Source organism: Candidatus Thermoplasmatota archaeon (assembly GCA_030018475.1).
GTDB lineage: Archaea > Thermoplasmatota > JASEFT01 > JASEFT01 > JASEFT01 > JASEFT01.
On the sequence record JASEFT010000019.1, the window covers coordinates 1 to 23,914 of the forward strand.

General features: G+C 38.4%; 23 protein-coding genes and 1 pseudogene. 7 read left to right on the forward strand and 17 right to left on the reverse strand.

The window, feature by feature from the left end:
• Window positions 1–97: 97 nt before the first annotated feature.
• A complete protein-coding gene (locus QMD21_03725; GenBank protein ID MDI6855877.1) occupies window positions 98–328 on the reverse strand; it encodes a hypothetical protein in 231 nt (76 codons plus the stop codon).
• 412 nt (window positions 329–740) lie between these two features.
• On the opposite strand from QMD21_03725, the gene QMD21_03730 reads away from it, so the two are divergent.
• Window positions 741–1,016, forward strand: a complete 276-nt coding sequence (locus tag QMD21_03730) for a DNA-3-methyladenine glycosylase (GenBank protein ID MDI6855878.1) — start codon at window positions 741–743, stop codon at window positions 1,014–1,016.
• Here the strand turns inward: QMD21_03730 and tgt are convergent.
• Genes tgt through QMD21_03745 form a run of 3 tightly spaced genes read right to left on the reverse strand, consistent with a single transcriptional unit; the run spans window position 988 to window position 2,651 of the window.
• Window positions 988–2,082: a tRNA guanosine(34) transglycosylase Tgt gene (gene tgt, locus QMD21_03735; protein ID MDI6855879.1), complete on the reverse strand. Its 1,095-nt coding sequence runs from the start codon at window positions 2,080–2,082 to the stop codon at window positions 988–990. The genes QMD21_03730 and tgt overlap by 29 nt on opposite strands.
• Before the next feature lies 1 nt (window position 2,083).
• The gene (locus tag QMD21_03740) at window positions 2,084–2,254 is read right to left on the reverse strand and encodes a hypothetical protein (protein ID MDI6855880.1); all 171 of its coding nucleotides are present in this window, start codon (window positions 2,252–2,254) and stop codon (window positions 2,084–2,086) included.
• 7 nt (window positions 2,255–2,261) lie between these two features.
• The gene (locus QMD21_03745; GenBank protein MDI6855881.1) at window positions 2,262–2,651 is read right to left on the reverse strand and encodes an NADPH-dependent 7-cyano-7-deazaguanine reductase QueF; all 390 of its coding nucleotides are present in this window, start codon (window positions 2,649–2,651) and stop codon (window positions 2,262–2,264) included.
• 216 nt (window positions 2,652–2,867) lie between these two features.
• Here QMD21_03745 and dnaG point away from each other — a divergent pair, with 216 nt between their 5' ends.
• Window positions 2,868–4,112, forward strand: a complete 1,245-nt coding sequence (gene dnaG, locus QMD21_03750; GenBank protein MDI6855882.1) for a DNA primase DnaG — start codon at window positions 2,868–2,870, stop codon at window positions 4,110–4,112.
• On the opposite strand, the gene nikR is transcribed toward dnaG, so the two are convergent.
• Complete coding sequence (gene nikR, locus QMD21_03755; protein ID MDI6855883.1) at window positions 4,104–4,472, reverse strand: nickel-responsive transcriptional regulator NikR; 369 nt, start codon at window positions 4,470–4,472, stop codon at window positions 4,104–4,106. The two genes, dnaG and nikR, sit on opposite strands and share 9 nt — an antisense overlap.
• A 437-nt stretch (window positions 4,473–4,909) precedes the next feature.
• On the opposite strand from nikR, the gene QMD21_03760 reads away from it, so the two are divergent.
• Window positions 4,910–7,297, forward strand: a complete 2,388-nt coding sequence (locus tag QMD21_03760) for a DNA polymerase domain-containing protein (protein MDI6855884.1) — start codon at window positions 4,910–4,912, stop codon at window positions 7,295–7,297.
• A 201-nt stretch (window positions 7,298–7,498) separates the two neighbouring features.
• Here the strand turns inward: QMD21_03760 and QMD21_03765 are convergent, their stop codons facing one another.
• Together QMD21_03765 and cysS are read right to left on the reverse strand one after the other, a co-directional pair.
• Window positions 7,499–8,257 (reverse strand): sulfite exporter TauE/SafE family protein, encoded by a 759-nt coding sequence (locus QMD21_03765; GenBank protein MDI6855885.1) that lies wholly within the window; start codon window positions 8,255–8,257, stop codon window positions 7,499–7,501.
• A gap of 235 nt (window positions 8,258–8,492) precedes the next feature.
• Window positions 8,493–9,896 carry a cysteine--tRNA ligase gene (cysS, locus tag QMD21_03770; protein ID MDI6855886.1) on the reverse strand — a complete coding sequence of 468 codons (1,404 nt, stop codon included), beginning with the start codon at window positions 9,894–9,896 and terminating at the stop codon, window positions 8,493–8,495.
• 39 nt (window positions 9,897–9,935) lie between these two features.
• Here cysS and QMD21_03775 point away from each other — a divergent pair, with 39 nt between their 5' ends.
• Complete coding sequence (locus QMD21_03775; protein ID MDI6855887.1) at window positions 9,936–11,030, forward strand: aminopeptidase P family protein; 1,095 nt, start codon at window positions 9,936–9,938, stop codon at window positions 11,028–11,030.
• Between the two features lie 22 nt (window positions 11,031–11,052).
• Window positions 11,053–11,460, forward strand: a complete 408-nt coding sequence (locus tag QMD21_03780; protein ID MDI6855888.1) for a ParB N-terminal domain-containing protein — start codon at window positions 11,053–11,055, stop codon at window positions 11,458–11,460.
• A 276-nt stretch (window positions 11,461–11,736) separates the two neighbouring features.
• On the opposite strand, the gene QMD21_03785 is transcribed toward QMD21_03780, so the two are convergent.
• From QMD21_03785 to QMD21_03800, 4 genes are all read right to left on the reverse strand, one after another.
• Window positions 11,737–12,486, reverse strand: coding sequence for a hypothetical protein (locus QMD21_03785; protein MDI6855889.1), 750 nt, complete (start codon window positions 12,484–12,486; stop codon window positions 11,737–11,739).
• Window positions 12,487–12,682: 196 nt separating this feature from the next.
• Window positions 12,683–13,660: an electron transfer flavoprotein subunit alpha/FixB family protein gene (locus tag QMD21_03790; GenBank protein MDI6855890.1), complete on the reverse strand. Its 978-nt coding sequence runs from the start codon at window positions 13,658–13,660 to the stop codon at window positions 12,683–12,685.
• Window positions 13,657–14,418 (reverse strand): electron transfer flavoprotein subunit beta/FixA family protein, encoded by a 762-nt coding sequence (locus tag QMD21_03795; GenBank protein ID MDI6855891.1) that lies wholly within the window; start codon window positions 14,416–14,418, stop codon window positions 13,657–13,659. The genes QMD21_03790 and QMD21_03795 overlap by 4 nt, the downstream gene beginning before the upstream one ends.
• A 104-nt stretch (window positions 14,419–14,522) precedes the next feature.
• Complete coding sequence (locus QMD21_03800; GenBank protein ID MDI6855892.1) at window positions 14,523–15,647, reverse strand: (Fe-S)-binding protein; 1,125 nt, start codon at window positions 15,645–15,647, stop codon at window positions 14,523–14,525.
• Between the two features lie 88 nt (window positions 15,648–15,735).
• Here QMD21_03800 and QMD21_03805 point away from each other — a divergent pair, with 88 nt between their 5' ends.
• Both QMD21_03805 and QMD21_03810 read left to right on the forward strand, forming a co-directional pair.
• Window positions 15,736–16,881, forward strand: coding sequence for an acyl-CoA dehydrogenase family protein (locus QMD21_03805; GenBank protein ID MDI6855893.1), 1,146 nt, complete (start codon window positions 15,736–15,738; stop codon window positions 16,879–16,881).
• A gap of 35 nt (window positions 16,882–16,916) precedes the next feature.
• Window positions 16,917–18,065, forward strand: a complete 1,149-nt coding sequence (locus tag QMD21_03810) for an acyl-CoA dehydrogenase (GenBank protein ID MDI6855894.1) — start codon at window positions 16,917–16,919, stop codon at window positions 18,063–18,065.
• Here QMD21_03810 and QMD21_03815 read toward each other — a convergent pair.
• From QMD21_03815 to QMD21_03840, 6 genes and pseudogenes are all read right to left on the reverse strand, one after another.
• Window positions 18,058–18,510 (reverse strand): Zn-ribbon domain-containing OB-fold protein, encoded by a 453-nt coding sequence (locus QMD21_03815; GenBank protein ID MDI6855895.1) that lies wholly within the window; start codon window positions 18,508–18,510, stop codon window positions 18,058–18,060. The two genes, QMD21_03810 and QMD21_03815, sit on opposite strands and share 8 nt — an antisense overlap.
• Window positions 18,511–18,515: 5 nt before the next feature.
• Window positions 18,516–19,007: a Zn-ribbon domain-containing OB-fold protein gene (locus tag QMD21_03820; GenBank protein ID MDI6855896.1), complete on the reverse strand. Its 492-nt coding sequence runs from the start codon at window positions 19,005–19,007 to the stop codon at window positions 18,516–18,518.
• Window positions 19,008–19,011: 4 nt separating this feature from the next.
• A pseudogene (locus QMD21_03825) lies at window positions 19,012–20,157 on the reverse strand (thiolase domain-containing protein).
• Window positions 20,158–20,169: 12 nt separating this feature from the next.
• Window positions 20,170–21,252, reverse strand: a complete 1,083-nt coding sequence (locus tag QMD21_03830; protein ID MDI6855897.1) for an acetyl-CoA acetyltransferase — start codon at window positions 21,250–21,252, stop codon at window positions 20,170–20,172.
• Window positions 21,253–21,310: 58 nt separating this feature from the next.
• Entirely contained in the window at window positions 21,311–23,272 is a 1,962-nt protein-coding gene (locus QMD21_03835; GenBank protein MDI6855898.1) for an acetoacetate--CoA ligase, read from the reverse strand.
• The coding region (locus QMD21_03840; protein MDI6855899.1) for a gamma carbonic anhydrase family protein at window positions 23,244–23,914 on the reverse strand (671 nt) is incomplete at its 5' end. The genes QMD21_03835 and QMD21_03840, both read right to left, overlap by 29 nt.

Below are 23,914 nucleotides of genomic sequence, written 5' to 3' on the forward strand. Positions count from 1 at the left end.
TGTTTTTTCACCGAACTAAATATGAAAAAACAAAAATGCAGCACCTGCTACTGTAAAAATGAAAAAAAGAAAAAAAAGTCCAGAGTAGAGGAGGGCTCTACTCCTTCATAACTAATCTCTCGTAGGCTATTTGTAACGCAAGTATTGCTTTTGGTATGTCGTTGACTTTTAGCGAGCCTGTCTTCTGCCACTTACCGTTCTTGTCTTTGTATGATCGCTGTATCGTGACATTCTTGAAACTGCCTCTTGTACCGCCGTCGTTTTCCCAGATAGTGACATCTATTCCGCCTACTCGCACATGTTCAGGTAGATTTTGCTTATATGCCATTCTTATCACCCCCTCCTGCTTTGCAGGAATTTTATTTTAGTAGAGTCATCAAGCTTCATCGCTGTGCTCAGCTCTTTTTGACCTTGATTTTTTCATCATCATTGTCAGGTGTGGTGGAAAATCCATCAGCGATTCTGAATCTCTCTTTTAGTTCGCCTCTTTTTCCTGCATTCCAAGACGCAATGTTGCCAAAAAAACCTGTAACGCGTGTTATCTGCGCTACATTCTTGCCGCCCTGGAGCTTGAACTTGATTAAGTCTATCGCTAAGTTATTAAGCTTGTTAAGATCAATTTTGATAGTTTCGTCCTACCGCTCCGAGTGTATGCAGAGCGCCTGCTCCTGCTCGCTGTAGTGCCAACTTAAGTTACTGGTAAAACAAATTTCGGTAGTTCCGGAATTTTAATAAGGGCTTTGGAGCCTTTAAAAGGTATTGAGACAATGATGAGGAATAGAAATATGAAAGAAATTGAGAAATTAACTTCTGGCCCAGGAAAGCTTACATGCGCTTTTAGGGTGACGAACTCATTTACAGGCTTAAGCATTTGCAAAAACTATGAATTATTTGTAGCTGAAGGAAATAATGAGAAACTCAAAATTGGTAGCCCTTACAGAATAGGTTTAAAAGAAGACTTGCCAAAGAAACTTAGATTTTATATAATCAACGATAAATTTGTATCTGGGAATTAGTATTTAAGAACTCTTTTCTGAAGCTATCAAACTCGTTTTCTTTAATAGCTTCCCTCGCTTGCGCTACGAGCCTCACTACAAAATAAAGATTATGAATTGACAGCAATCGCATAGCTAGCAATTCTTGCTCTTTAAATAAATGCCTTAGATAAGCTCTTGAGTAATTCTGGCATGTATAGCATTTGCAATTCTCCTCAAGAGCATTTAGATCGTTTGCAAAAATAGCTTTGTCAATATCATAATTTTCATTGTGAGTCATTACTGTGCGATGCCTCGCATTCCTTGTAGGGAAGGCAGAATCGAAAAAATCAATACCCATAGCAATACATTCAACTATTTCTCTAGCAGAGCCTACACCCATAAGATAGCGAGGCTTATCTTTAGGAAGTAATTTTGTACTGTAATCTACAACTTTATACATTTCTTCTTTGGGCTCTCCTATGCTCAGACCTCCAATTGCATAGCCGTCGAAATTTAACTCTGCCAATTTATTAATACTGTAATTTCTAAGCTCTTGAAATATGCCTCCCTGAGTTATACCGAAAATTAACTGCTCGTTGTTGTGATGGGCTTTTTTACAGCGTTCTGCCCATTCCAAAGTTCTAACAACGCTTGCTTTTATTATTTCGTAATTATCTGTGTAATGGGGGCAGTAGTCAAGCGCTAACGCTACATCAGAGCCTAGCTGGCTTTGGAATTTAATGCATTTCTCAGGCGTAAATTCTCTGTCTCCGATTCTCAACCCTTTAGAGCTAACTTTTAATTTTAATTTCCTAATTAATTGATAGCCGCCAGAGTCTGTAAATATAATTCGAGACCAGTTGATAAATTTATGAATGCCAACTTCTGCTATGATTTCATTCTCGCTAAGCCATAAATGGAGTGCGTTTGCAATTATTGCTTGTACATCAATTTCTTCAAGCTCTTCTTTAGTAAGAGTTTTAACTGAGCCTTTTGTAGCAACCGGTAAAAAGCAAGGCGTTTCAATTGTACCATGCTGAGTTTTTAGTAATCCAATTCTTGCGCTTGTTTTATTATCCTCACAAGCTAGCTCGAACGCGCTCATTTTACAGACCTAAAACCTTTATTGCTTCTTCTAGATTATCTAAAACAAGAGCTACTTCTGTTATGTTGCCTTTCTTACCCAAAATATAAACTGAATTAATTTTCCGCGCTAAAGCTTCTGTGACTCTTGCGAGCTCCGCTGCATGTTTTATGTAAATTTTAAATTCTTGCATTTTTATTTTATTTGGGCACAGTGCCTCTTTCAGAAATAGTTTTTGCTAAAATACCGCCTCTAGCAGCCCAAGCAATTTCTACAACAAGCCATTCCGGCTTACATGCTTTGTAAAGCTGGTCTGCTACCTCTTCAGTAGCATACTCCTGCCAAGTGCGCTTATTGCGCCACGCTGCAAGATAATCTCTAATGGATTTGCTTTCTAATATTTTCTTAGCTGGCTTGTATTTTATTTTGACAATACCTTGGTCATGCCTTTCTGAAACTGGGCATAAACACTGAAATTCTGGATATTCCAATTCAATAATAGGCTTGCGCGCCCTACAAGGTATTGTTATCAACTTAGGATTCTCGGGCTTTTCTGTCTTTGCATACGGAGCTTTAGTGTAATCAGTCATATTAACTATTAACTTCTACAATTGTTTTTCAATCTAAAATAGCTTGCGTATAGTAATAGAAAAATTTAATAGGGGGCTGAAACATTAGAAAATAAGGAAAAAAAATCTCATTCAATCACGCTTATCGCTTTCATTCTAATTACTCATTCGGGAAAGGCGAAAAGAATAAGCTTTTTGAAGGAGAGTTTTTTTTCTGTAGGAAAAGGTGATTGAAAAATGCATATTGATCCAAGCACAACAAAATATTTAATAAGGGCAAGAATCTCAGCAGAAGGTGTTATAGAAAAGCCTGATGTTATAGGCGCTATATTCGGTCAAACTGAGGGCTTACTAGGCGATGAGCTCGATTTAAGGGATTTGCAGAAAAGCGCTAGAGTGGGTAGAATCGAAGTAGATATAGATTCTAGAAAAGGCCGTTCTGAAGGTGAGATACAAATACCGTCAAGCTTAGATCAGGTTGAGACTGCAATTTTAGCAGCCTCTTTAGAAACTATAGAAAGAGTCGGCCCTTGCAAAGCGAAAATAGACGTTGTTAAAATAGAAGATGTAAGAATATCGAAAAGAAATAAAATTGTTGAGAGGGCGAAATCGCTTTTAAGTAGCCTACTTGAAGATGCTCGTAAAGGCGGAGCTGGTCTAACAGAGACTATACGTGAAGCTGTACAGATAGAAGAAATTACAACATACGGTATAGATAAATGCCCCTCGGGGCCAGATGTTGAGAGAGCAGATTCTGTTATTGTAGTTGAGGGAAGAGCTGATGTATTAAACCTTTTGAGGGCAGGTATAAAAAATGCAATTGCAGTTGAGGGTACAAATGTACCTAAAACGATTCAAGATTTAAGCAAAGAGAAAATAGTTACAGTATTTGTTGACGGCGATAGAGGCGGCGAGCTTTTGCTCAAAGAATTATTGCAAACTTGCGAAGTCGATTTTATAACAACTGCACCTAAAGATACTGAGGTAGAAGAGCAAACTCAAAAACAGATAATTAAATGTTTGCGCAATAAAATGCCTACAGACCAATTTATAGAAACTTACGGCTTGAAAATAGAGCGTGTGCCTAAAGAAGAGGTAAAGGAGGTTGCAGAAGCGAGGACTGAGGAGCGAAAAAGATTTTTTACAATTTTAAAACCAAAAAAAGAGCCTGTACCAAAGGTGCTCTCGCCAATACAGCTAAAATACAGAGAGCTTTTAGCGAAACTTGCAAACACATCGAAAGCGCAACTGGTTGACAGCCAAGGAAATATTATTTCAGAGATGCTTGTAAGGGATTTGCCTGACGGTGTAAAAGCAGTTCCTCAAAGCGCTAGCGCCATTGTACTTGATGGTGTAGTGACTCAAAGACTTGTAGATACTCTTTCAGGAAGCTCTGTAAAAACGGTAATTGGCGTAAGAATTGGCAATCTCACAAAATTGCCTTTTGGTATAGAGGTACTTACAAGAGAAGATTTAGAATGATTTTTTAGTAAGTACTAACTTACCATGCTTCACTCCTTTAATACTTATTAGTTCATCTGCTAAACTGCGAAGTTCTTTTACCTTGCCATCTAAAACTATAACTTCAAGACAGTTGCGCTCATCTAAATGCACATGAGTTGTTGAAATTATGTTTTTGTTGTGCTCATGCTCTACGCTCAGAAGTTTATTCATAACATTGCTCGTAGCATGACTGTAAAGAAGGGTTATAGTTCCTATTATTTGCGCATCATCATTCTCCAGAGCTTCTTTAACATCCTCGCTTCTTATCAAATCCCTTATAGCCTCGGATCCACTTGCATAACCCTTTTTGTTAATAATACGATCGAATTTTTTAAGCAGTTCTTACTCTAGTGAAACGCCGAATCTTAACAGTTTTGCCATGATTACAAATAGATTTTCAAGTTTATGATTTTTTGCTAAATAGCAAAAGTAAACTCAGCGACGAAGTTCTTCTTGACTAGCTTTTTAGTTGAATCTATCTGCTGAGTTTAAGTAAACTCAGCGGCGAAGTTCTTCTTGACTAGCTTTTTAGTTGAATCTATCTGCTGAGTTTAAGTCAAATTGATGGTAATAACAATGCCTGGCAAAGAAAGGCAGATAGGCAATAATTTGAAAAAAAAAGATAGACGGGGTTATAAATATATAAAGTCACGGGCAAAGATTTGCCAGCTATAAACAAACTCGTTGCCAATAACATCAAAACAATTCTAGGGGCACTGGGTCCAAAACTGTTTCCTCAAATTAAATTTTGAGAACTAATGTTTCTTAAAAATTTCGTGCGCCAAGGGAAAGTTTATGAAAGAGCAGAATATTTTAATATTATGAATTATGAAATGTGCATTCTTGCAAGCTCTTACGAAAAAAGTAATGAAGAAGCAATTATTGAGCTATACGGCAGAACTAGAGAAAACAAGTCAATTGTAGCACGCTACTACGGATTTAAACCCTATTTTTTCGCTGTAGAGCCTAGCGAGGAGGTGCTCCAAGAGCTCAAAAGCGATGAAAATGTTTTGAAGCTCGAGAAGGAAGAACTATTTTATGAAGGCTCTTCTAAAGAATGCGGTAAAATATCAATTAAAGCTCCTTGGCAGGTGCCTGAGTACAGAAATAAATTTAGAAAACATTTCAATGTATTAGCTGCAGATATACCTTTCACCCATCGCTTCATCTACGATTTCGACTTAGCTTCCTGCGTAAGAGTGCACTGCGAGGATGAAAGCGAGGAGGTAAAGAAAAAATATACTACTGAGCTTGTAGTTAAGGCACAAAAATTTGAGAATATACCTGACTTTAAACCAGCTCTGAAAATATTGAGTTTCGATTTAGAGAATTCTATAAAGACTGGCGAGCTCTATGTGATTTGCTGCGCAGTTAGAGCAGGTGATAAGGTTACTAGAGCTAAAATTGTAGGTAAAGAAGAAGAGATTATTAAAAAATTTATTGAGCTTGTAAAGGTCGAAGATCCTGACGTTATTACAGGGTATAACATAGAGGGCTACGATTTTCCAGTACTTGAAGAGAGAGCCAATGCTTATGGTATAGCGCTATTAATTGCAAGGGATGGCACGGCGCTAAGGAGTACAAGAGGCAGGGCATGGAGAGCGCACGGCCGTTTGCTGGTAGATGTATGGCTTGCAGCCAAGCGCGAGCTTCACCCTAAAAAAGAGACTTTAGCTCATATAGCGAAGCTGGTACTTAACAAAGAAAAGCTTGGTATCGACCCTACCAAAATAGATGAGGAATGGAAAAGGAACAGAGAAAAAGTTATTGATTACTGTATGAATGATGCAGAATTAGCGCTTGGAATTTTAGAAAAAATAGGAAGTTTAGAGAAAGCAATGGATTTGGCTACTGTTTCAAAGCTACCCGTCGAAGACGCGCTTGCAGGAAGAACATCTCTTCTTATAGATTCTATTTTGATAAGAGAGGCTGATAGACATAAAGTTGGTGTGCCATGTATGAAGCATGGAGAAGAACGAGAAGGTATAATTGGAGGTTATGTCCACAGCATTCAACCAGGGCTGTATCACTGGGTGTGCTTGGCAGATTTTAGGAGCATGTACCCCAGCATTATTATTGCCAATAATATTTGCTTTACAACTCTAAATCCTAAAGGTGGTATAGTCAGTCCTACAAATGTGAGGTTCTTAAGTAAGGAAGAAAAAGAAGGATTACTACCTGGCATTTTGGAACGATTACTCAAAGAGCGCGCTGAGATAAAGAAAAAACTAAAAGGAAGTAAAGATAGCGAGCAAATTAGATACTATCAAGGTCTTGAGCTTGCAGTTAAAACTCTTATGAACGCATTTTACGGGGTGTTTGCCTCTTCATTCTATCGTTTTACAAACCCTGCAATTGGCGGTAGCATTACTGCATTTGCACGCGAGAGTATCAAAAAAATAATAAAAACTCTTGAAAGTGAAGGAGTAAACGTGATCTATGCAGATACTGACAGTATATTTTTCCAATCGCCTTATGATAGCTTAGAAGAGACTGTAAAATTCGGTGAGAAAACTGCAGAGCGCTTCTCTAAAGGTGGCATTATTCTTGAATCTGAAAAAGTGTTAGAGCCTTTCTTCAGCCACGGCAAAAAGAAAAGGTATGTTGGCAAAGTTGTATGGCCTAAAGAAGAGCTCTTAGTTAGAGGCTATGAAGTTAGGAGAACAGACGCATTTGATTTGCAAACAGAGGCTTTGGCTAAAGTTTTTGACGAGATACTAAAATGCGACCCAGAAAGCGCAACTCAATACGCACGCGAAATTATTAGTAAAGTTGTTGGTGGCGAAGTTGAAGTTGAGAAACTTGCAATTTCTAAAACAGTGAGAGGGGAAGAGGACTACAAAGCGCCTGAGTCTCAAGCAGGAGTGCAGGCTTCCAGAAAGCTAAAAGAGCTTGGCTATGAATTTGTACCTGGAATGAAAGTGTCTTGGATAGTAACGAATGGAAAAGCCTCACCGCAAAGAGTAGAGCCTTATATTGATGGAAGAGAGTTCAAGCACAAGCCAGATTACGAGTATTATGCGCAGAGAATAGCACAATCACTAGCTAGAATAACTGAAGTATTCGGCTGGGATGAAAATTCTTTGCTCTCGGGCATAAAGCAGAAAACGCTATTTGAAGAAGAGCGCAAGAAGAAGGGCGCTAAGTTAGAGGATTTCTTCTGAAGCCTGCTATTTGCAGGCACTGCAACGCAATGTTATAGTTATATTTTTTAATTTAGTCAGTATTTGTACTGTTTGGTTTGTGAGCTGATGTGATAAATTGTTCGTGAACTTTCGTTGATAGTTAGAGCACATTTTTTTCAGCATATTTTATTTGTTAAACTATTGCGGGAATAAATATTTTATGTTGCACCATTCTACAAATTATATCGTCATTATTAACGTTCTTGCATTAAGCGCAATAAGAATTGCTCCTACTAATATTCCGAGAATTCTCGGTGAAACTCTTTTGCATGTATAAGCTGCTATTGGTGCTGCAATAACGCCTCCTATTATCAAAGGAATTGTAATAGCCCAAAGAAAATTCTCAAATCCAATAACGAGACCAAAGGTAAGAGTTATAGCAATAGTTACAAAAAACTCAGCTAAATTTACAGAACCAATCACATATCTAGGCTCTGATTTATTTGCTGAGACTAACGTAGAAGTGCATAAAGGTCCCCATCCACCACCGCCAATAGCATCGATTGCACCTCCAAGAAAGCCCAAAGGCAGTAGAAAACTTTTGGCGAGTTCGCCTTTGCCTAAGATTATATGTTTTTTCAGAATATATTTTACGAATATTCTTGCGCCCATTACTAAAAGTATGATTGCTATGATTGGTCTCATAAGTTTGCCAGGCATATTTGCTAGAAAATAAGCTCCAAAAACTCCGCCAATTACACCTGTACAAATCAGAGGCAAAACTATTTTTTTGTTTATATTTCCAAATCGCAAATGCGAAATACCAGATGCAAGGGTAGCAAAAATTTCTGCAGTATGTACAGAAGCAGAGACAAGAGCAGGCATTAGACCGGCGGCTATAAGTAGAGATGAAGAACTAGCGCCGTAGCCCATCCCCAGCGCTCCGTCAATGTACTGGACAGCAAATCCTACCAAAACAATTAGCAAAAAGATAATCATTTTTAATGCCTGCCTTAACCACTATTATAGAGCCGTCTTTTAGAACAAGCCGTCTGAGATTGGATTTGTTTTTTAACCCCAACCTATCTATAACCTCTTTTGGAACTGTATGTTTCGGTAGATTATAAATATTTTATGGTAAAGACTTCAAAAGTAATACGCTATCAAATTTGGAGAAGTGAACATCTCCTGTTAAAATTTTGCATTTAAGTCTTTTTTGTACTGCTAATATTAATCACTCTAAAAACTTCACTTTTGTGCCTTCAGCAGTATCCTCAATAACAATTCCCAGTTTAGAAAGCTCTTCCCTTATTTTATCTGAAGTTTGCCAATCCTTGCGCGCTCTTGCTTCTTCTCTCAGTTTTACAAGCAGCTCCACTAAATTCTCAACTTCTACAGCTTTTCGCTCTTCTTTAAATATTCCTAAAATATCGCCAAACTCTTTATAAACATTAAGAATTTTAAGAATCGAATTTTTAGTTAGCTTTTTATCTAAAAGAGCGTTCACTTCTTTTGTGAACTCGAATACTGTTGCTATTGCCTCTCTTGTATTGAAATCGTCATCCATTGCATTGAAAAAATTATCATGTGCTTTATTAATAATTTCAGCAACATTCTTGTCAACTTTGCCTTCGTTTGCATATTTAACTTTTAATTTCAACTCTTCAATCACATTCTTTATTCTTGTCAAGCTCTCTTTCGCCTCATCCAAATTCTTGTCGCTGTAATCCAAAGGGCTTCTGTAATGCGCGTTAAGCAAGAAGAAGCGCACAACATCGCTACTATAATGCTCAAGAACTTCGCGAATAGTGAAAAAATTGCCAAGCGATTTTGACATTTTCTCTCGATTTATAGTCAGCATTCCTGTATGCAGCCAGTATTTGACGAAAGGCTTTTTGCCTGTAGCACATTCTGCTTGAGCTATCTCACAGTCATGATGAGGAAATATCAAATCAATTCCACCTCCGTGCAAATCGTACTGCGCTCCAAAATGAGTTAAAGTTATTGCTGTATCTTCTATATGCCAGCCTGGTCTGCCTTTACCAAAGGGCGAATCCCAAAAAGGCTCTTTAGGCTTTTGCTCTTTCCATAATACAAAATCTTCATAATTTTTTTTCCTTTCATCTACTTCCACTCTTGCGCCCGCTCTTAGCTGATCTATGCTCTGCTTAGATAACTTGCCAAACTCTTCAAACTTTTTAACTTCAAAATATACATTACCATTGCTTTGGTAAGCGTAGCCTTTTTCAATTAGAGTTTTTATCTGCTCTATAATCTCAGGAATGTAATCAGTTGCTTTAGGATAAAGATTGATTGAATTGATACTCAGCGCCTCCATATCTTCGTAAAAATAGTTAGTGAATTTCTCTGCAAGCTCCTTTGCTTCTATATTGAGCTCGCTCGCACGCGCTATAATTTTATCATCAATATCAGTAATATTCATAATAAAGAACACAGAGTAGCCTCTGGCTCTAAGGTATCTTGCAACAGTATCGAAAACAATATAAGTCCTTGCATGCCCTAAATGCGAGTAATCGTAGACAGTAGGTCCGCAGACAAATAATTTCACTCTATTACCATGCAGAGGCGAGAAAATTTCCTTTTCTTCTGTTAGAGTATTGTAAATTCTCAGTACCATATTTAAACAAATAGCAGTATAGCAATTTAATTTTAACTAATGAAAAAATTAATATTCACTGAAAGAGCTATTGAAAAATCGGTGTACGAAAAAAGGCTAGCGCGAATCCAAGAAAGGCTTGAGGAGCAAGGCAGCCAAGCTTTTATAATCAAAAACGAAGGTAATATTAGATATTTATGCTGCTCACATTTGCCTTATCCAGTTGTTAGCTATTTAGTCATTACTGAGAAAGATTCGCCAATAGGTATAGCAGCATCTTTAGAAGAGCTCAGAGCTAGAGATCAAAGCTCAGTTAAAGAATTATTTTCTTTTGCAGACCACCCAGGAATAAAAGCAGATGGTAAAAAAGCAGAAGAAGTGCTGAAGAAAGTGTTAGCGGAAAGGAAGATATCTAATGCATTAGTAGATACAAAAATGGCAGTTAAAGGAGTAAGGACAAAAACAGATAATTTTATTAGCAAGCTTAGGGAGAAGAAAGATGTGCAAGAGTTAGAGAATATAAAGAAAGCATGCAGGCTTGCGTCAAGGGCGTGTAAAAAACTAGAAGATTTTGTAGAAGATGGTAGAACAGAGCTACAAATAGCGAACGAGCTCGATTACTACGTTAGAAGTTTAGGAGCTCAAGCGAATTCATTCCCAACAATAATAGCAAGTGGAAAGCACTCATGCTACTCTCATCATCATCCTACCAATAAAAAAATAAAGTGCAACGAATCTGTAGTTTGCGATTTCGGCGCTATGTACAAAGGTTATTGCTCTGATATTACGAGAACTGTTTTTGTTGGCAATCCCCCAAAAGAATTGCTCAAGGTGTACGAGCTTGTGAGGGAGGCGCAACTAAGGGCAATAAAAATGACAAAGCCAGGAGTCAGGTTTAGAGATATAGATCTGAGTATTAGAAATTTTTTCAAAGAGCATAATTACGATAGATATTTTGTTCATTCTGCAGGGCATGGTATTGGACTTGAGGTTCACGAAGCGCCAAAAGTGTCTTGCACAAATAAAAACAAAATCTTTCAAGGCAATGTTTTCACGCTCGAGCCAGGCCTTTATATCCCTAAAAAGTTCGGTGTTAGAATTGAAGATGTAGTGGTAGTCGAAAAAAGCGGTGCTAGAATTCTGACGAGGTTATAATACAAGAAAAGTTGCGTTTGATATGAAGTACAAGTTTGTACTGCTAGAAATTGATAAAATACGAGAGCATGAGGAGACATATCCTGAGCGTGCAAAAGCGCTTGCAGAAGAGATAAAGAAAGATGGCACTCTTAAAATTCCTATGCTTGTAGACGACCGCTATTACATTTTACTCGACGGCCACCATCGTTTTCAAGCTTTGAAGATTTTAGGCTGCAGACGCATACCAGCTTTTTTAGTAGATTATTTTGACGACGGCATTTCAGTTGGTGTTTGGGAAGACGCGATTGCAAGAGGAAAAACTTCTATAACCAAGGAGGAGATAATTGAGACTGCCTTAAAAGGCAAAAAATTTCAGCCTAAGACCTCAAGGCACTTTTGGGAAGCTAAACCAAAGCCAATTGAAGTAAAGTTAGAAGAATTAATCTAAACTTAAACTCGGCGAAGAATTTCATCTTAAAATTTACTCTGCAGTTTTTCAAGGATGTATGCTGTTATCGCCTTTACAAAAATAAAAGTTTGCGTGAGCGCGTGAAATCTTAAGGAGCGAAAGGCAGTGTGAGGAATGAGTTTTAAAAACTCTTCCGCACCCTTCCGCCTTTGTTTCAGGTAATTTTTGGATAACGTTTCGCGAAGAAAAGAAGTTGCCGAAGGCAATTTGGGGGAAATCTTTGATTTCTCTTTTATTTGCTGTTAGCCGAAGTCGCTATCTATTTTCAATTCTATGAGTGAACCTTCTGTCAGTATCTTTGGCTGTTAGTATCTTTGGTATCTCTGTCCTGAGTTCAATCACTGGGATAGGACATTCTTCCCAATCGTTTTCCCAGCAAACAACATAATCACATTTTCTTCCTTTATGTTTAGGATTCATTGTGTGTTCTTTGAACTGACTGGATAGAAGTTCAAATTCAATATATTTTCTAACGTAGCTGGCACGGGGCTTCTTCACTTGTTGAAAAACACACGCGTCTGGAAATTGCGGCCTAATCCATTCTATTATTGGAAAACCCAACTCGTTTCTGTATCCAACAAACAACGCTATGACTGCATCGTGAGTAATGGGTGACCACCTCATAAATCCTAAGTCCATTGGCTCACCAACAAATTCCTCCAATTCTTCGGTCTCAGTAGGTATACCCGGTGGCTCCTCAATGTCTCTAACTGATTTCAAAATCTTCTCCATCTTTTCGGCTTCTTTTAACTCCCATTTTTTGGTTTCAGCGTTTAATTCTATAATGCCACTTTTCTTTAAAGCTTGCTGGGCACTCCGAACTATATGTTCCCATTCTGGTCGGTTATAATCCACGTTCTTATGGATACATCGTATCCCGTCATTACATTCTTCAGGATACATATTCTTAATCTTCTGGAGTATTACAGAGGTCTTTTCTGGAGTAGCTTTCAGAATGTCGATAATTCCTTGTTTGAATTTCTGAAACGGGGTCAAGTCTTCCATAATAATCTACCTCTTAAATTCTTTTAAGCGATTTCGCCCAACTTAGGTATATACGAACTTCCCGTCTACTCCTCTCTACAAACTTTCCCTAATATCTCTTCGCCCTGTGCTCTTGATAGCACTCCCTATAGTAAACAGGCCTATCGCCGCTCGGCTTGAACGGCGCTTCGCACTCATTGTCGCAGTCAGCATCTTATCACACAGCGCTCTTCAATTCGTTTATTTTTTGAGTCAGTACAGGCACTACTTTAAACAAATCACCTACAATGCCGTAATGAGCTATATCGAATATAGGGGCGTTAGGGTCTTTGTTTATTGCTACTATAGTCTCAGAATCTTTCATTCCCATTACGTGTTGGAACGCGCCGCTTATACCTATTGCAAAATATAGTTTTGGCTTCACAGTCTTACCAGAGCTCCCAACCTGTCTATCGCTGCCAAGCCATTGCTTATCAATTACAGGTCTTGAGCCTGCAAGTGCACCGCCTAGACAAGAGGCCAGCTTCTCAACTAATTGTAAATTTTCCTTGTCCTTTATACCGCGCCCTACAGCAACGATAACGTCTGATTTTGTTATATCTACACCAGTTATAACAGGCTCTATGTAGCTGATAAACTTTTTATAATCTATCTCTTTACCATCCAATTTTAGCACTGTAATTTTACCGGCTTTAGACAAAGGCTCGAACTTAGTTACCCCAGACCTTACTGTAGCAATAAACCTCTCTCCTTCTACAGCTACAGATGCGCTTATTTTACCACCGTAGAGCTGGCGAACAGCTTTTAGTTTACTATCCTCAAACTTCAGCTCTATGCAATCTGTAACTAAAGGTAAAGACGCTTGAATTGCTAAATTGGGCGCTAACTCTATACCAACGCTTGTATGCCCTATTAAAGTCAAAATCGGCTTGCGCTCTAAAATTAATTTGGTTAAAATACTCTGGCAAAGTTCTGAATTGAAATTATCAAAATATTTATCTTTGACAACTAAAACTTCATCTACATTCTCACTCAAGCTCTTTGCAAAACTATCTATATTATTCCAGCCCAGTATCAAAGCAGTAACTTTTGCATTTAGTTGTGTTGCAAGCTCGCTGGCTTTAGCGACAAGCTCTAAACTTATATCTCTTAATTTGCCAGCTCTATGCTCCGCAAGAACTAAAATTTCACTCATCTCAACAGACCTTTCTCTTTTATAATAGAACTTAATTTGGCAGTAGCTTCATCTAAACCTCCTGTTAGAATTTCTGCTTTCTTTAGTTTAGGAGGAATAAATAAATTTTCAATTACAACTTTAGGTTTCAGCTCTCCCAGCCTCAGCAATTTTATCTCTTTAGCGGAAGCCCTTTTTATACCGAGCATAGAAGCGTATCTAGGCTCGTTTATACCTGATTGTACAGTGAAAACTGCAGGTAAATTTATAATCAGCAACTCTTTAGTACCGCCCTCAAGCTCTCTTTCTACTTTCGCACTCTTTCCTTCAAGCTCAATTTTAGTAACTATCGTTGCATGGGGCACATTTAAGAGCTCTGCAAGCATACCTCCAACTTGTGCCTGTGCGTAGTCTGAAGATTGCACCCCAGTTAGTATTAGATCAAACTTGTAATTCTGCTCCTTTATTGCTTGAGCTAGAAGTAATGAAGTTAAATAGCCATCAAGTTGCTCCACTGTATCTATTCTCACAGCTTCATCCGCGCCTTTTGCTAAGCACATTCTCAGCATTGTATCTGCATTTGAAGAGCCTATTGTAATAACTCTAACAAAGCCTGAAAATTTTTCTTTAATTAAAATAGCCTCCTCCAACGCATAATTATCCCATTCATTTATATCTAGAGGAAGATTTGCTATTTTAACGCTCTTTTTATCTTCACTAATTTTAAGCTCAGCCTCAGTAGTATCAGGAACTTGCTTAGCACATACGATTATTTCCATCTTTCTGGATCTTTAAATTGTGCTAAGAAAACTTATATTTTTTGGAAAAGGCGAATTACAATTATTATGATTGCAACATGTGCTGATATAAAACTTACGACCAATTAACTCAATGCCTCAGCAGTTATTTCAGCTAAATCCATAACCTTAATTTTATCTTCGCTATTCGTAGTTTTAACTGCGTCTTCAAGAGTAAGTAGACAGAAAGGACATGATGTGAGAATAATTTCAGCACCAAGCTCAATTGCATCTTTAACTCTAACTTCGCTGAGCCTTTCCTTACCTACTTCACTTTCAAGCCACATTCTGCCGCCACCGCCCTCGCAGCACAAAGATGTTTCTTTGCATCGATCAAATTCCCTAAACTCTAAATTTTTTATACCGGCAATAATTTTGCGAGGTTCTTCAAATGTTTTGTTCCTTTTGCCTAAATAGCAAGGGTCATGAAAAGTTATGACTTTATTTTCTTTAACTGATTTTAAATTCAAGCTGCCTTTCTCAAGCAGTTCTGAAAGAAACTCAGTATAATGCTTTACATTTAGCTCAGCTCCAAATTTAGGGTAGTCGTTTTTGAATGTGTTATAGCAGTGCGGCGAAATTGTGATAATCTCATCGATATTGTATTTTTTAAATACTGATATATTCTCTTCTGCAAGTAGCTCGAAAAGTCCCTCTTCACCTGCTTTCTTCATTTCGTTGCCGCAGCAGCATTCTTCATTACCTAAAATTCCGAAATTAACTTTTAAAGACTGAAAAATTTTAGCAAGCGCTTTAGCAATATTTTGGCATCTTGGATCGTAAGCTGGGGTACAGCCAACGTATAGAAGTAGTTCTGCCTGCTTACCTTCATCAAGCCTTTTTATACCAAGCTCGGAGCACCAGTCACTTCTTTTCTCTTTGGCTCTTCCCCAAGGGTTCTTGTGCTTTAAAGTACTCTCTAATGCATTACGTAAAGTTGTTGGTATTCTGCCTTTTTCTATTACCCTACTCCTAAGCTCGCAAATGAAGTCGAGCGGCTTTGCCTTCTTAGGGCATCTTAACTCGCAGGTAGCGCAGGTAGTACAATCCCAAAGCTCTTTTTTATCAAATTGAAAATCTTTTGTGATTATTGCTTCGTAAACAAGCCTCCTTATTCTTAATTCTGATTTTAGAGCTATTGGGCATGAGCCTGTGCATTTGCCGCACTGCACACAGCCCAGCAAATCGTATTTCTGTATAAGAGTTTGCATTCTTCAGTTTTAGTATATACTTTAATAAATCTAAAGTTTTTGCATAGCAGCAAAATTTACTATCTACTATTCCATACTTAATTATAATATGAGGCTAGAGCTAACAGAAGAGCAGCTAAAGTTCAAAGCGTTAGTAAGAGAATTTGCAGAAAAAGAGATTGCTCCTATAGCGCAAGAAATAGATAGAGACGGCAGATTTCCATCTGAGGTAATAACTAAAGCTGCAAAACTTGGCTTACTAGGAATAACTATTCCAAAAGAATACGGCGGTCTCGGCTTAGATAATATAAGCTATGCCATTGCAATAGAAGAAATTTCTAAAGTCTCGGGCTCTTTAGGTCTAACTTTAGAAGCTCATAACTCGCTTTGTACATGGCATATTTATAATAAAGGTACTGAGGAGCAGCGCAAAAAATATGTCGTTCCGCTTGCTAAAGGTCAGTACTTGGGCGCATGGGCTTTAACAGAGCCTTTAGCAGGTAGCGATGCCGCAAGTATACAGACAACTGCAGTACGCGAAGGTGACTATTGGGTAATTAACGGGACTAAATTATTCATTACGAACAGCGACATTGCAGGCACTATAGTTGTAATGGCTGTAACTGATAAGAGCAAACGCGCTAAGGGTATATCCGCATTTATTATAGAAAAAGGTACTGAAGGATTAAGCTACGGTAAAGAAGAGGATAAACTTGGTTTAAGAGCATGCAGAACTGTAGAAGTTATTTTAGAGAATTGCAAAGTACCTAAAGAAAATTTACTTGGTGGAGAGGGAATGGGCTTTATAGGCGCAATGGAAACTCTATACGGTGGTAGAGTTGGAGTTGCTGCAATGGCTGTAGGTATAGCGCAAGCTGCCTATGAGGTTTCTTTAAAATATTCTAAACAGCGTAAGCAGTTTGGTAAATATATTTGCGAATTTCAAGCTATTCAATGGATGCTTGCTAATATGGCTACGGAGATAGAAGCTGCAAGATTATTAGCTCTTAGAGCTGCTTATCTTGCAGATATAGGTAAAAGATATGTAAAAGAAGCTTCAATGGCTAAACTATTTGCAAGCGAAGTAGCGATGAAAATAACAGCTCAAGCAATTCAGATTTTGGGAGGCTATGGGTATACTGAAGACTATCCTGTAGAGCGATTTTTTAGAGATGTAAAGCTCTGTGAAATAGGAGAAGGTACTAGTGAAGTGGAAAGATTGATAATCTCAAGAGAAATTCTGAAAGAGTTATAGAAAAGCTTATTTTTGAAGAGCCTAATTTTTAAATTATGGATTTAAAATTAACCGAGGAGCAAGAATTAATAAAGAAGACTGTAAGAGATTTTGCAGCTAAAGAAATAGCTCCTGTAGCGCAGGAAATAGACAAAGAAAGGAGGTATCCAGCTGAAATTATCAACAAGCTTAGCAAGCTTGGTTTGATGGGTATAACAATCCCTTCAGAAGATTGCGGTGCAGGATTAGATACTGTAAGTTATACAATTGCAATTGAAGAGCTTTCTAAGGCATCTGCAGCTGTAGGTGCTATTGTAGCAGTGCACCATTTAGCTTGCGAAGTAATTAGAAAGTTTGGGACGCGAGAGCAGAAACGTAAATATCTTGCTAATTTAGCTTCTGGAAAATATTTAGGTGCTTTCGCCTTAACTGAACCTAATGCAGGCAGCGATGCCAGCGCAATAGAAATGAGTGCAAAGCTTGAAGGTAATGAATACGTGCTTAACGGTAAGAAGCTATTTATTGTGAACGGTGCGCAAGCAAGCGTTGTTAACGTATTTGCAAAGACAGATGCTACAAAAGGCGCTAAAGGGATATCTGCATTTATTGTAGAAAAAGACTTTCATGGATTTTCTGTTGGTAAAACAATCGGCAAGCTAGGCATAAGAGGCTGTGAAATCACAGAATTATTGTTTGAGAACTGCAAAGTACCAAAAGAAAATTTGATTGGTCAAGAAAACGAGGGTTTTAAAATTGCACTTGCTTCACTTGACTCTGGCAGAATTGGTATCGCATCGCAAGCTTTGGGTATAGCGCAGGCTGCTTTCGAAGAAGCTCTTAAATATTCTAAGCAACGCAAACAATTCGGTAAATTTATTTGCGAATTTCAAGCTATTCAATGGATGCTCGCTAATATGGCTACGGAGATAGAAGCTGCAAGATTGCTAGTTTACAAAGCAGCGCTTGCAAAAGACAGAAATGAAAAATTCACTTTGGAAGCTTCAATGGCGAAACTATTTGCAAGCGAAGTAGCTGTAAGAACTGCGATAAAAGCAGTTCAAATACACGGGGGCTACGGCTATACAAAAGATTATCCTGTTGAGCGCTATTTCAGAGATTCTAAGATAACAGAAATCTACGAAGGCACTAATGAGATTCAAAGATTGATAATTGCATCGCAACTTTTAGGTAGGCGAACTATTTAGGTACAAAATAGATATTCATCAAATTATCATCGCTGACTCTATCGAATTTAACTTTTACTTTCATACCGATTTTTAACTTTTTAGATTCTATTCTTTGAATAAGTCCTCCTGTAACGTTTTTGAATTTAACAAAAGCTATAGTTTGAGGCTTATCCAATTTATTACATTCTAAATCAACTTGAAGCTGAGTGAAAGAATAAATTTCGCCTTCGTTATCTATTTCTAGATAATCTTTCTCAGTTAGCTCTTTAAAACAATTTAGACAATAAATTTTAGGCGGCAAATATATCTTATGGCATCTATCACATCTAACACCTATCAGCTTACCTTGCTTCAAACCTCGAAAGAATTTTTCACCTGCTATGCCAACAGTATATAAATACCAAACTGGAATTTCGCCTACTACTTCTTTAATTCCCAAACTCTCTGTTATTCGCTCCTTCATTTTTGCTACTCCAAAGGCTTGAAATATTTTATATCTGTAATATCGCCTTTCCTTTCATTTGCTTCTTTCCAAACAGCTTTTACTCTCATACCAATTTTTACATCTTTAGGCTCTGCTTCGCCAAGAATGTGCAGAAAGCCTGCATTATCAGCGCCGTCTAGCCAGATTACAGCCGGAATTACTGGCTTCTCTAACTTGGTTGTATCGAAAGCAATATAAGAAAGTGCAAATGTATTTACAGTACCTGTATCTTTTAAATAGACCCATTCATCACTTTCTCTAAAACACTTTTCGCAGAACATACGTGGAGGGGTTGTAACTCTACTGCATTTGTTACATTTTCTGCCTATAATTTTACCGTTTTTCAGCTCTTTCAAAAATCTACCTATTGCTATACCTGTAGACCAGCAATATTTTGCAACAGGTTTATATTCGATAGCTAATACTTTGGTTCTTATATCCTCTCCTTTAATTGCAGTACCTTTATATTCTACCATCTAATCACCTTTTCATTATCACAACAGTACCTACCTGCATTAGATCGCCCCAGGCTTGCGCTAATCCATAATTCAGCTCTTTTGGAATCTGTCTTTTGCCGGCTTCGCCACGAAGTTGCCAGAAAAGTTCGCAGAGCTTCATTGTGCCTGTAGCTGCAATTGGATTTCCTACTCCTAAAGCGCCGCCTGAAGGGCATGTAGGTAAATCGCCGTCGCGCTGAGTTACACCTTCTCTCGTCAGTTTTGGCGCTTCACCTTTCTTGCAAAGCAAAAGACCCTCCATATGATGGAGCTCTTTATAATCGAAAGGGTCGTAAGGCTCTGCAAAATCTATATTCTTAGGTTCTATGCGAGCCATTTTATAAGCCATTCTTGCCGCTTTCTCTACATATTCTGGATAATATAAATCGCGATTAGTCCAGTAGGCAGTATCTAAATTCCAGCCAACGCCTGCAATCCAAACAGGCTCTTTTGTAATTTTACGCGCTCTCTCTTCACTACAGAGCACCAAAGCAGCTGCGCCATCGCTAGTAGGCGAAATGTCTAATCTTTGCACAGGATAGGCAAGCGTTTCTGAGCTCAATACATCTTCTACTGTAATTTTAGCACCAAGTTGTGCACAAGGATGGTCTAGTGCATTCTTTTTGTTTTTTACAGAAACGAGCGCTATATCCTCTTTCTTGATTTTATGCACAGTCATATACCTATTCATTTCAAGTGCGAAGATCCAGATTAAGTTTGGATATAATTGTCTTTCGTACATATTATCAAAAATTGTTAAGAACGCAGCTTGAGGATGAGGCTGACAACAGGACATTTTCTCTTCCGCTACTACCAAGCAGGTATCGAACAAGCCACTAGCTACATGCCACCAGCCATGAATTCCGACAAATACCCCTGTACCTCCGCCTACAGAACTTCTTGTATAAGGCTTACCAATTCCGCCACTACCTTCACTTAAATATTCTCCTTTCATATGCACGCCATCGAAAGCGTCTGGTGCAGTGCCGTGTGCAACACAATCAATATCTTTCAGCTCAAGACCGCAAGAATCTAACGCTTGTCTTGCAGCATAGAAAGCTAATTCTTGAGGAGTTTCTTTGGCCCTTCTAACGAATTTAGTCATTCCAGCGCCTACAACAGCTACTTTTCTCGTTTTATATCACCTCTCCAGAATTATTACTGCGCTACTATTAGTTGGTATTCCGCGCCACGCTTGCGCTAGACCTGTTTCTGCATTCTTTATTTGCCTTTTGCCAGCTTCGCCACGCAGCTGATAAACTACTTCTGCAAGTCTTAAAAGACCTGAGTTTTCAAAAGTATAACCCATTCCCAAAGAGCCTCCTGAAATATTCACATTCGTCCTTTCACTTAATTTCAGTGCTTTTAGATGCTGTAACTCTTTATAAGAATAGGTATCATCTATTTCTGCTAAATCTATATTCTTGGGCATGGTTTTACTGAGTTTGTAAGCCATTTCACCAGCTTTCTCTACGCAGGTAGCTCTTGCAAGTTCTCTAAGCTCTAAAGAGTAAACATCGTTGCACCAGCCTACACCTTTTATCCAAATAGCTCTTTCCTTGTTTCTTACTTTTGCAGCACTTGCTAAAATCACAACTGTGCATGCGTCTGCAAGCTGAGAAATATCAAGTTTAGTCAAAGGGTAAGAAACAACCTCAGAGTTCAGCACATCTTCTACCTTTAAATTGCTTCCGTAACATGCGATTGGATTGTCAAGCGCGTTCTTTTTGTTCTTTACAACTACCTCAGCGCAAAGCTCCCTTTTCAGCTTGTTCTCGTATAAAAATCTGGTCATTTCCAACCCTGCAAGAAAATGTGGATTGACGCCAAGTCTATTATAGAGAGGGTCGAAGCCGAATTCAAGAATATAATTCAAACTTAAAACATCTGAAATTTTGCTGTGCGCTTCTACAAGCGCTAGATCTATCAACCCTGTGCGTATTTGCATATAGGCATTGACTATACCGTGCAAGCCGTTACCGCCAATTGTGCATACCGCCTTCTGCATACCGCCTAACTGGTCTGGAACATATTCATCTGCAATACTTGTACCTTCTAAGAAGTCCTCAGAGCAGCAAATGAAGCTTTCCACAGCCTTAGCTTCAATTCCTGCATCATTATAGGCTCTTACAGCAGCTTGAAACATTAATTCTTTATAGGAAAGGTCTGAGATTATACTGTTAGTTTGCGACTGGCCTATACCGACAATTGCTACTTTTTGCATTTTTTACGACTCGCCTTAAAACAAATAAAGGTTTTATAAACCAAATATTTTTTGCTAGTCACTTTTCTTGAAGGCTAGGAAGGATAGACTCAAAATAGTCTAGTGATTCTGGATTAATTAGAGCATCTCTGTTTGTAACAGGCTTGCCATGTAATATATTAGTGACTGCAATCTCAACTTTCTTTTGATTGAAAGTGTAAGGAATTTCCGGCGTTTCCATAATTAAAGCTGGAACATGCCTAGGAGAAGCATTCTCTCGCAAGGTTTTTATTATTTTATCTTTCAGCTCTTCTGTTAAACTATATCCTTGAGCAAGTTTAACGAACAAAATCACACGCTGATCGCCTTTCCAATTCTGCCCTACCGCTAAACTATCTGCAATTTCAGGCAATCTTTCTACCACGTTATATATTTCAGCTGTACCTATTCTAACTCCGGAGGGCTTTAAAACTGCATCTGAACGCCCATAAAATGTTATTCCGCCTGTGTCGCTGTGAATTACTATATAGTCGCCGTGCCGCCATACATTCTTATCATAGTACCTGAAATAATCGTCTAAATACTTTTCATTATTTGAATCGTTCCAGAAGTAGAGTGGCATAGAGGGTGAAGGCGCTTCGCAAACAAGCTCCCCTTGTGCGTCCAGTATTGAGCTACCATTTTCATCGTAACACTTTACTTTCATTCCCAAAGCTAGCGCTTGAAGTTCGCCTGCGTATACTGGCAATGTTGGGCTTCCCGCAGCGAAACAGCCGTTGATATCGGTACCGCCTGAAATAGAATTGAAATGTAGATCTTCTTTGATTGCTTTGTAGACCCATTCAAATCCTTCAGTTGAGAGCGGTGAACCTGTCTGAGATATTTCTCGTAGCGATGACAAATTGAAATGCTTTCGAGGCTCGAATCCAACGCTTTTTAGATAATTAATATAACTTGCACTACAGCCGAAAATAGTTATTTTTTCATCCTGAACTAATTTCCACATAGCGCTCCAGTCGGGATAATTAGGATTGCCGTCATACAGTACCACAGTAGCTCCAACGGATAGAGAGCTTACCAGCCAATGCCACATCATCCAGCTAGGACTTGTTATGTATGTAATTACATCTTCTCTTTTTAGATCTGTATGAAGGATTAACTCTTTCAAGTGATTAATAAGCACACCAACTCCTTGTACCATACATTTTGGTTTGCCGGTAGTTCCTGAAGAGAACATAATATATACAGGGTGCTCGAAAGGCAATTGCTCAAATTGAATTTTAGGCTGTTTTTCAGGCAATAAAAAGTCATCATATCGTACTGCTTTAGGAATATCGCTAGTGTCAAGTTTTTCTTGCACGAAAGGAACCACGATAACTTTTTCTAGCGAATGAATTTCTTTTGCAATTTTTTTAGCGCTAGCTAAAGTATCAAAGCTCTTCCCTTTATAGAAATAACCATCTGCCACGAACAAAAGTTTCGGCTCAATTTGACCAAGGCGATCAAGTACTGCAGCAGGACCAAGCTCAGCGCCACAGCCAGCCCATATAGCACCGATACTAGTAGTAGCGAGCATAGCAACGACAGTCTCTATTAAATTTGGCATATAAGCGCCAACTCTATCTCCAGGCGCCAGGCCATGTTTTAGCATCGATTTTGCTAGACGAGCTACTTGATTATAGAGTTCAGCATAGCTGATTTCAGAACGCTTCTGGGTCTCTCCTCTGAAAATGAAAGCCACTTTCTCGTCCCTGTACCTCAAAAGGTTCTCGGCAAAGTTCAATCTTGCTTTTGTAAACCATTTTGCACCTGGGAATTTAGTTAAGTCATCAACAACCTTTTCATAGCTTCGTGAAGCGATAATTCTGCCGAATTCCCACATAGCAGCCCAAAAATCAGGTATATTTTCAATTGACCATTTATGCAGTTTATGGTAAGAGTTGATTTCAAGACCGTACTTCTCATTGACAAAACTAATAAATTTAGTCATATTAGCCTGGTTTATGAGCTCTTCACTTGGTTTCCAAAGCAGTTTTCCCATAGTTTATCTCACTACTTTTTATCTTTTTCAACTCCAGATTATATCTTTTTGTTAATTCTACATATTCATTTTTTAATTTTAGCCACAACTGCCTATATTCCTCAGTAACGTCGCCTATGATTTTAGCAGGTATACCAACTGCAATTTTGCCGTCAGGTATTTCTTGATTGCTTTTTACGACAGCACCTTCTCCGACAGCGCACCATTCGCCCACTATCGCAAAATCGCTAATTATAGCGCCCATACCTATTACAGCATAGTCTTTGATTCGGCATGTATGCAATATACAGCCATGCCCTAAGGTTACATAGTTGCCTACAGTGCATTCACTCTCGGGTCTTGCATGCAAAATACAGTTATCTTGCACACTTGTTTTAGAGCCTATTTTTATAGCGCCGTAATCGCCTCTTAGCTTGGCACCGGGGGCAACGAAGCAATCTTCACCTATACTAACATTCCCGATAATTTCTGCACTGTCATTTACATAACTGCCTTTGCCTATTTTAGGAACTTTACCTCCAAATTCGTATATCATTTTTCTAAGACAAAGGGGAGACAACCTACGGTTTTCTCCCCTTTTCCCCATCTTCCCTTTTCTTTCTTTCCCTGAAGAGTTTCTTTCTTTTTCTAAAAGAAAGAAAG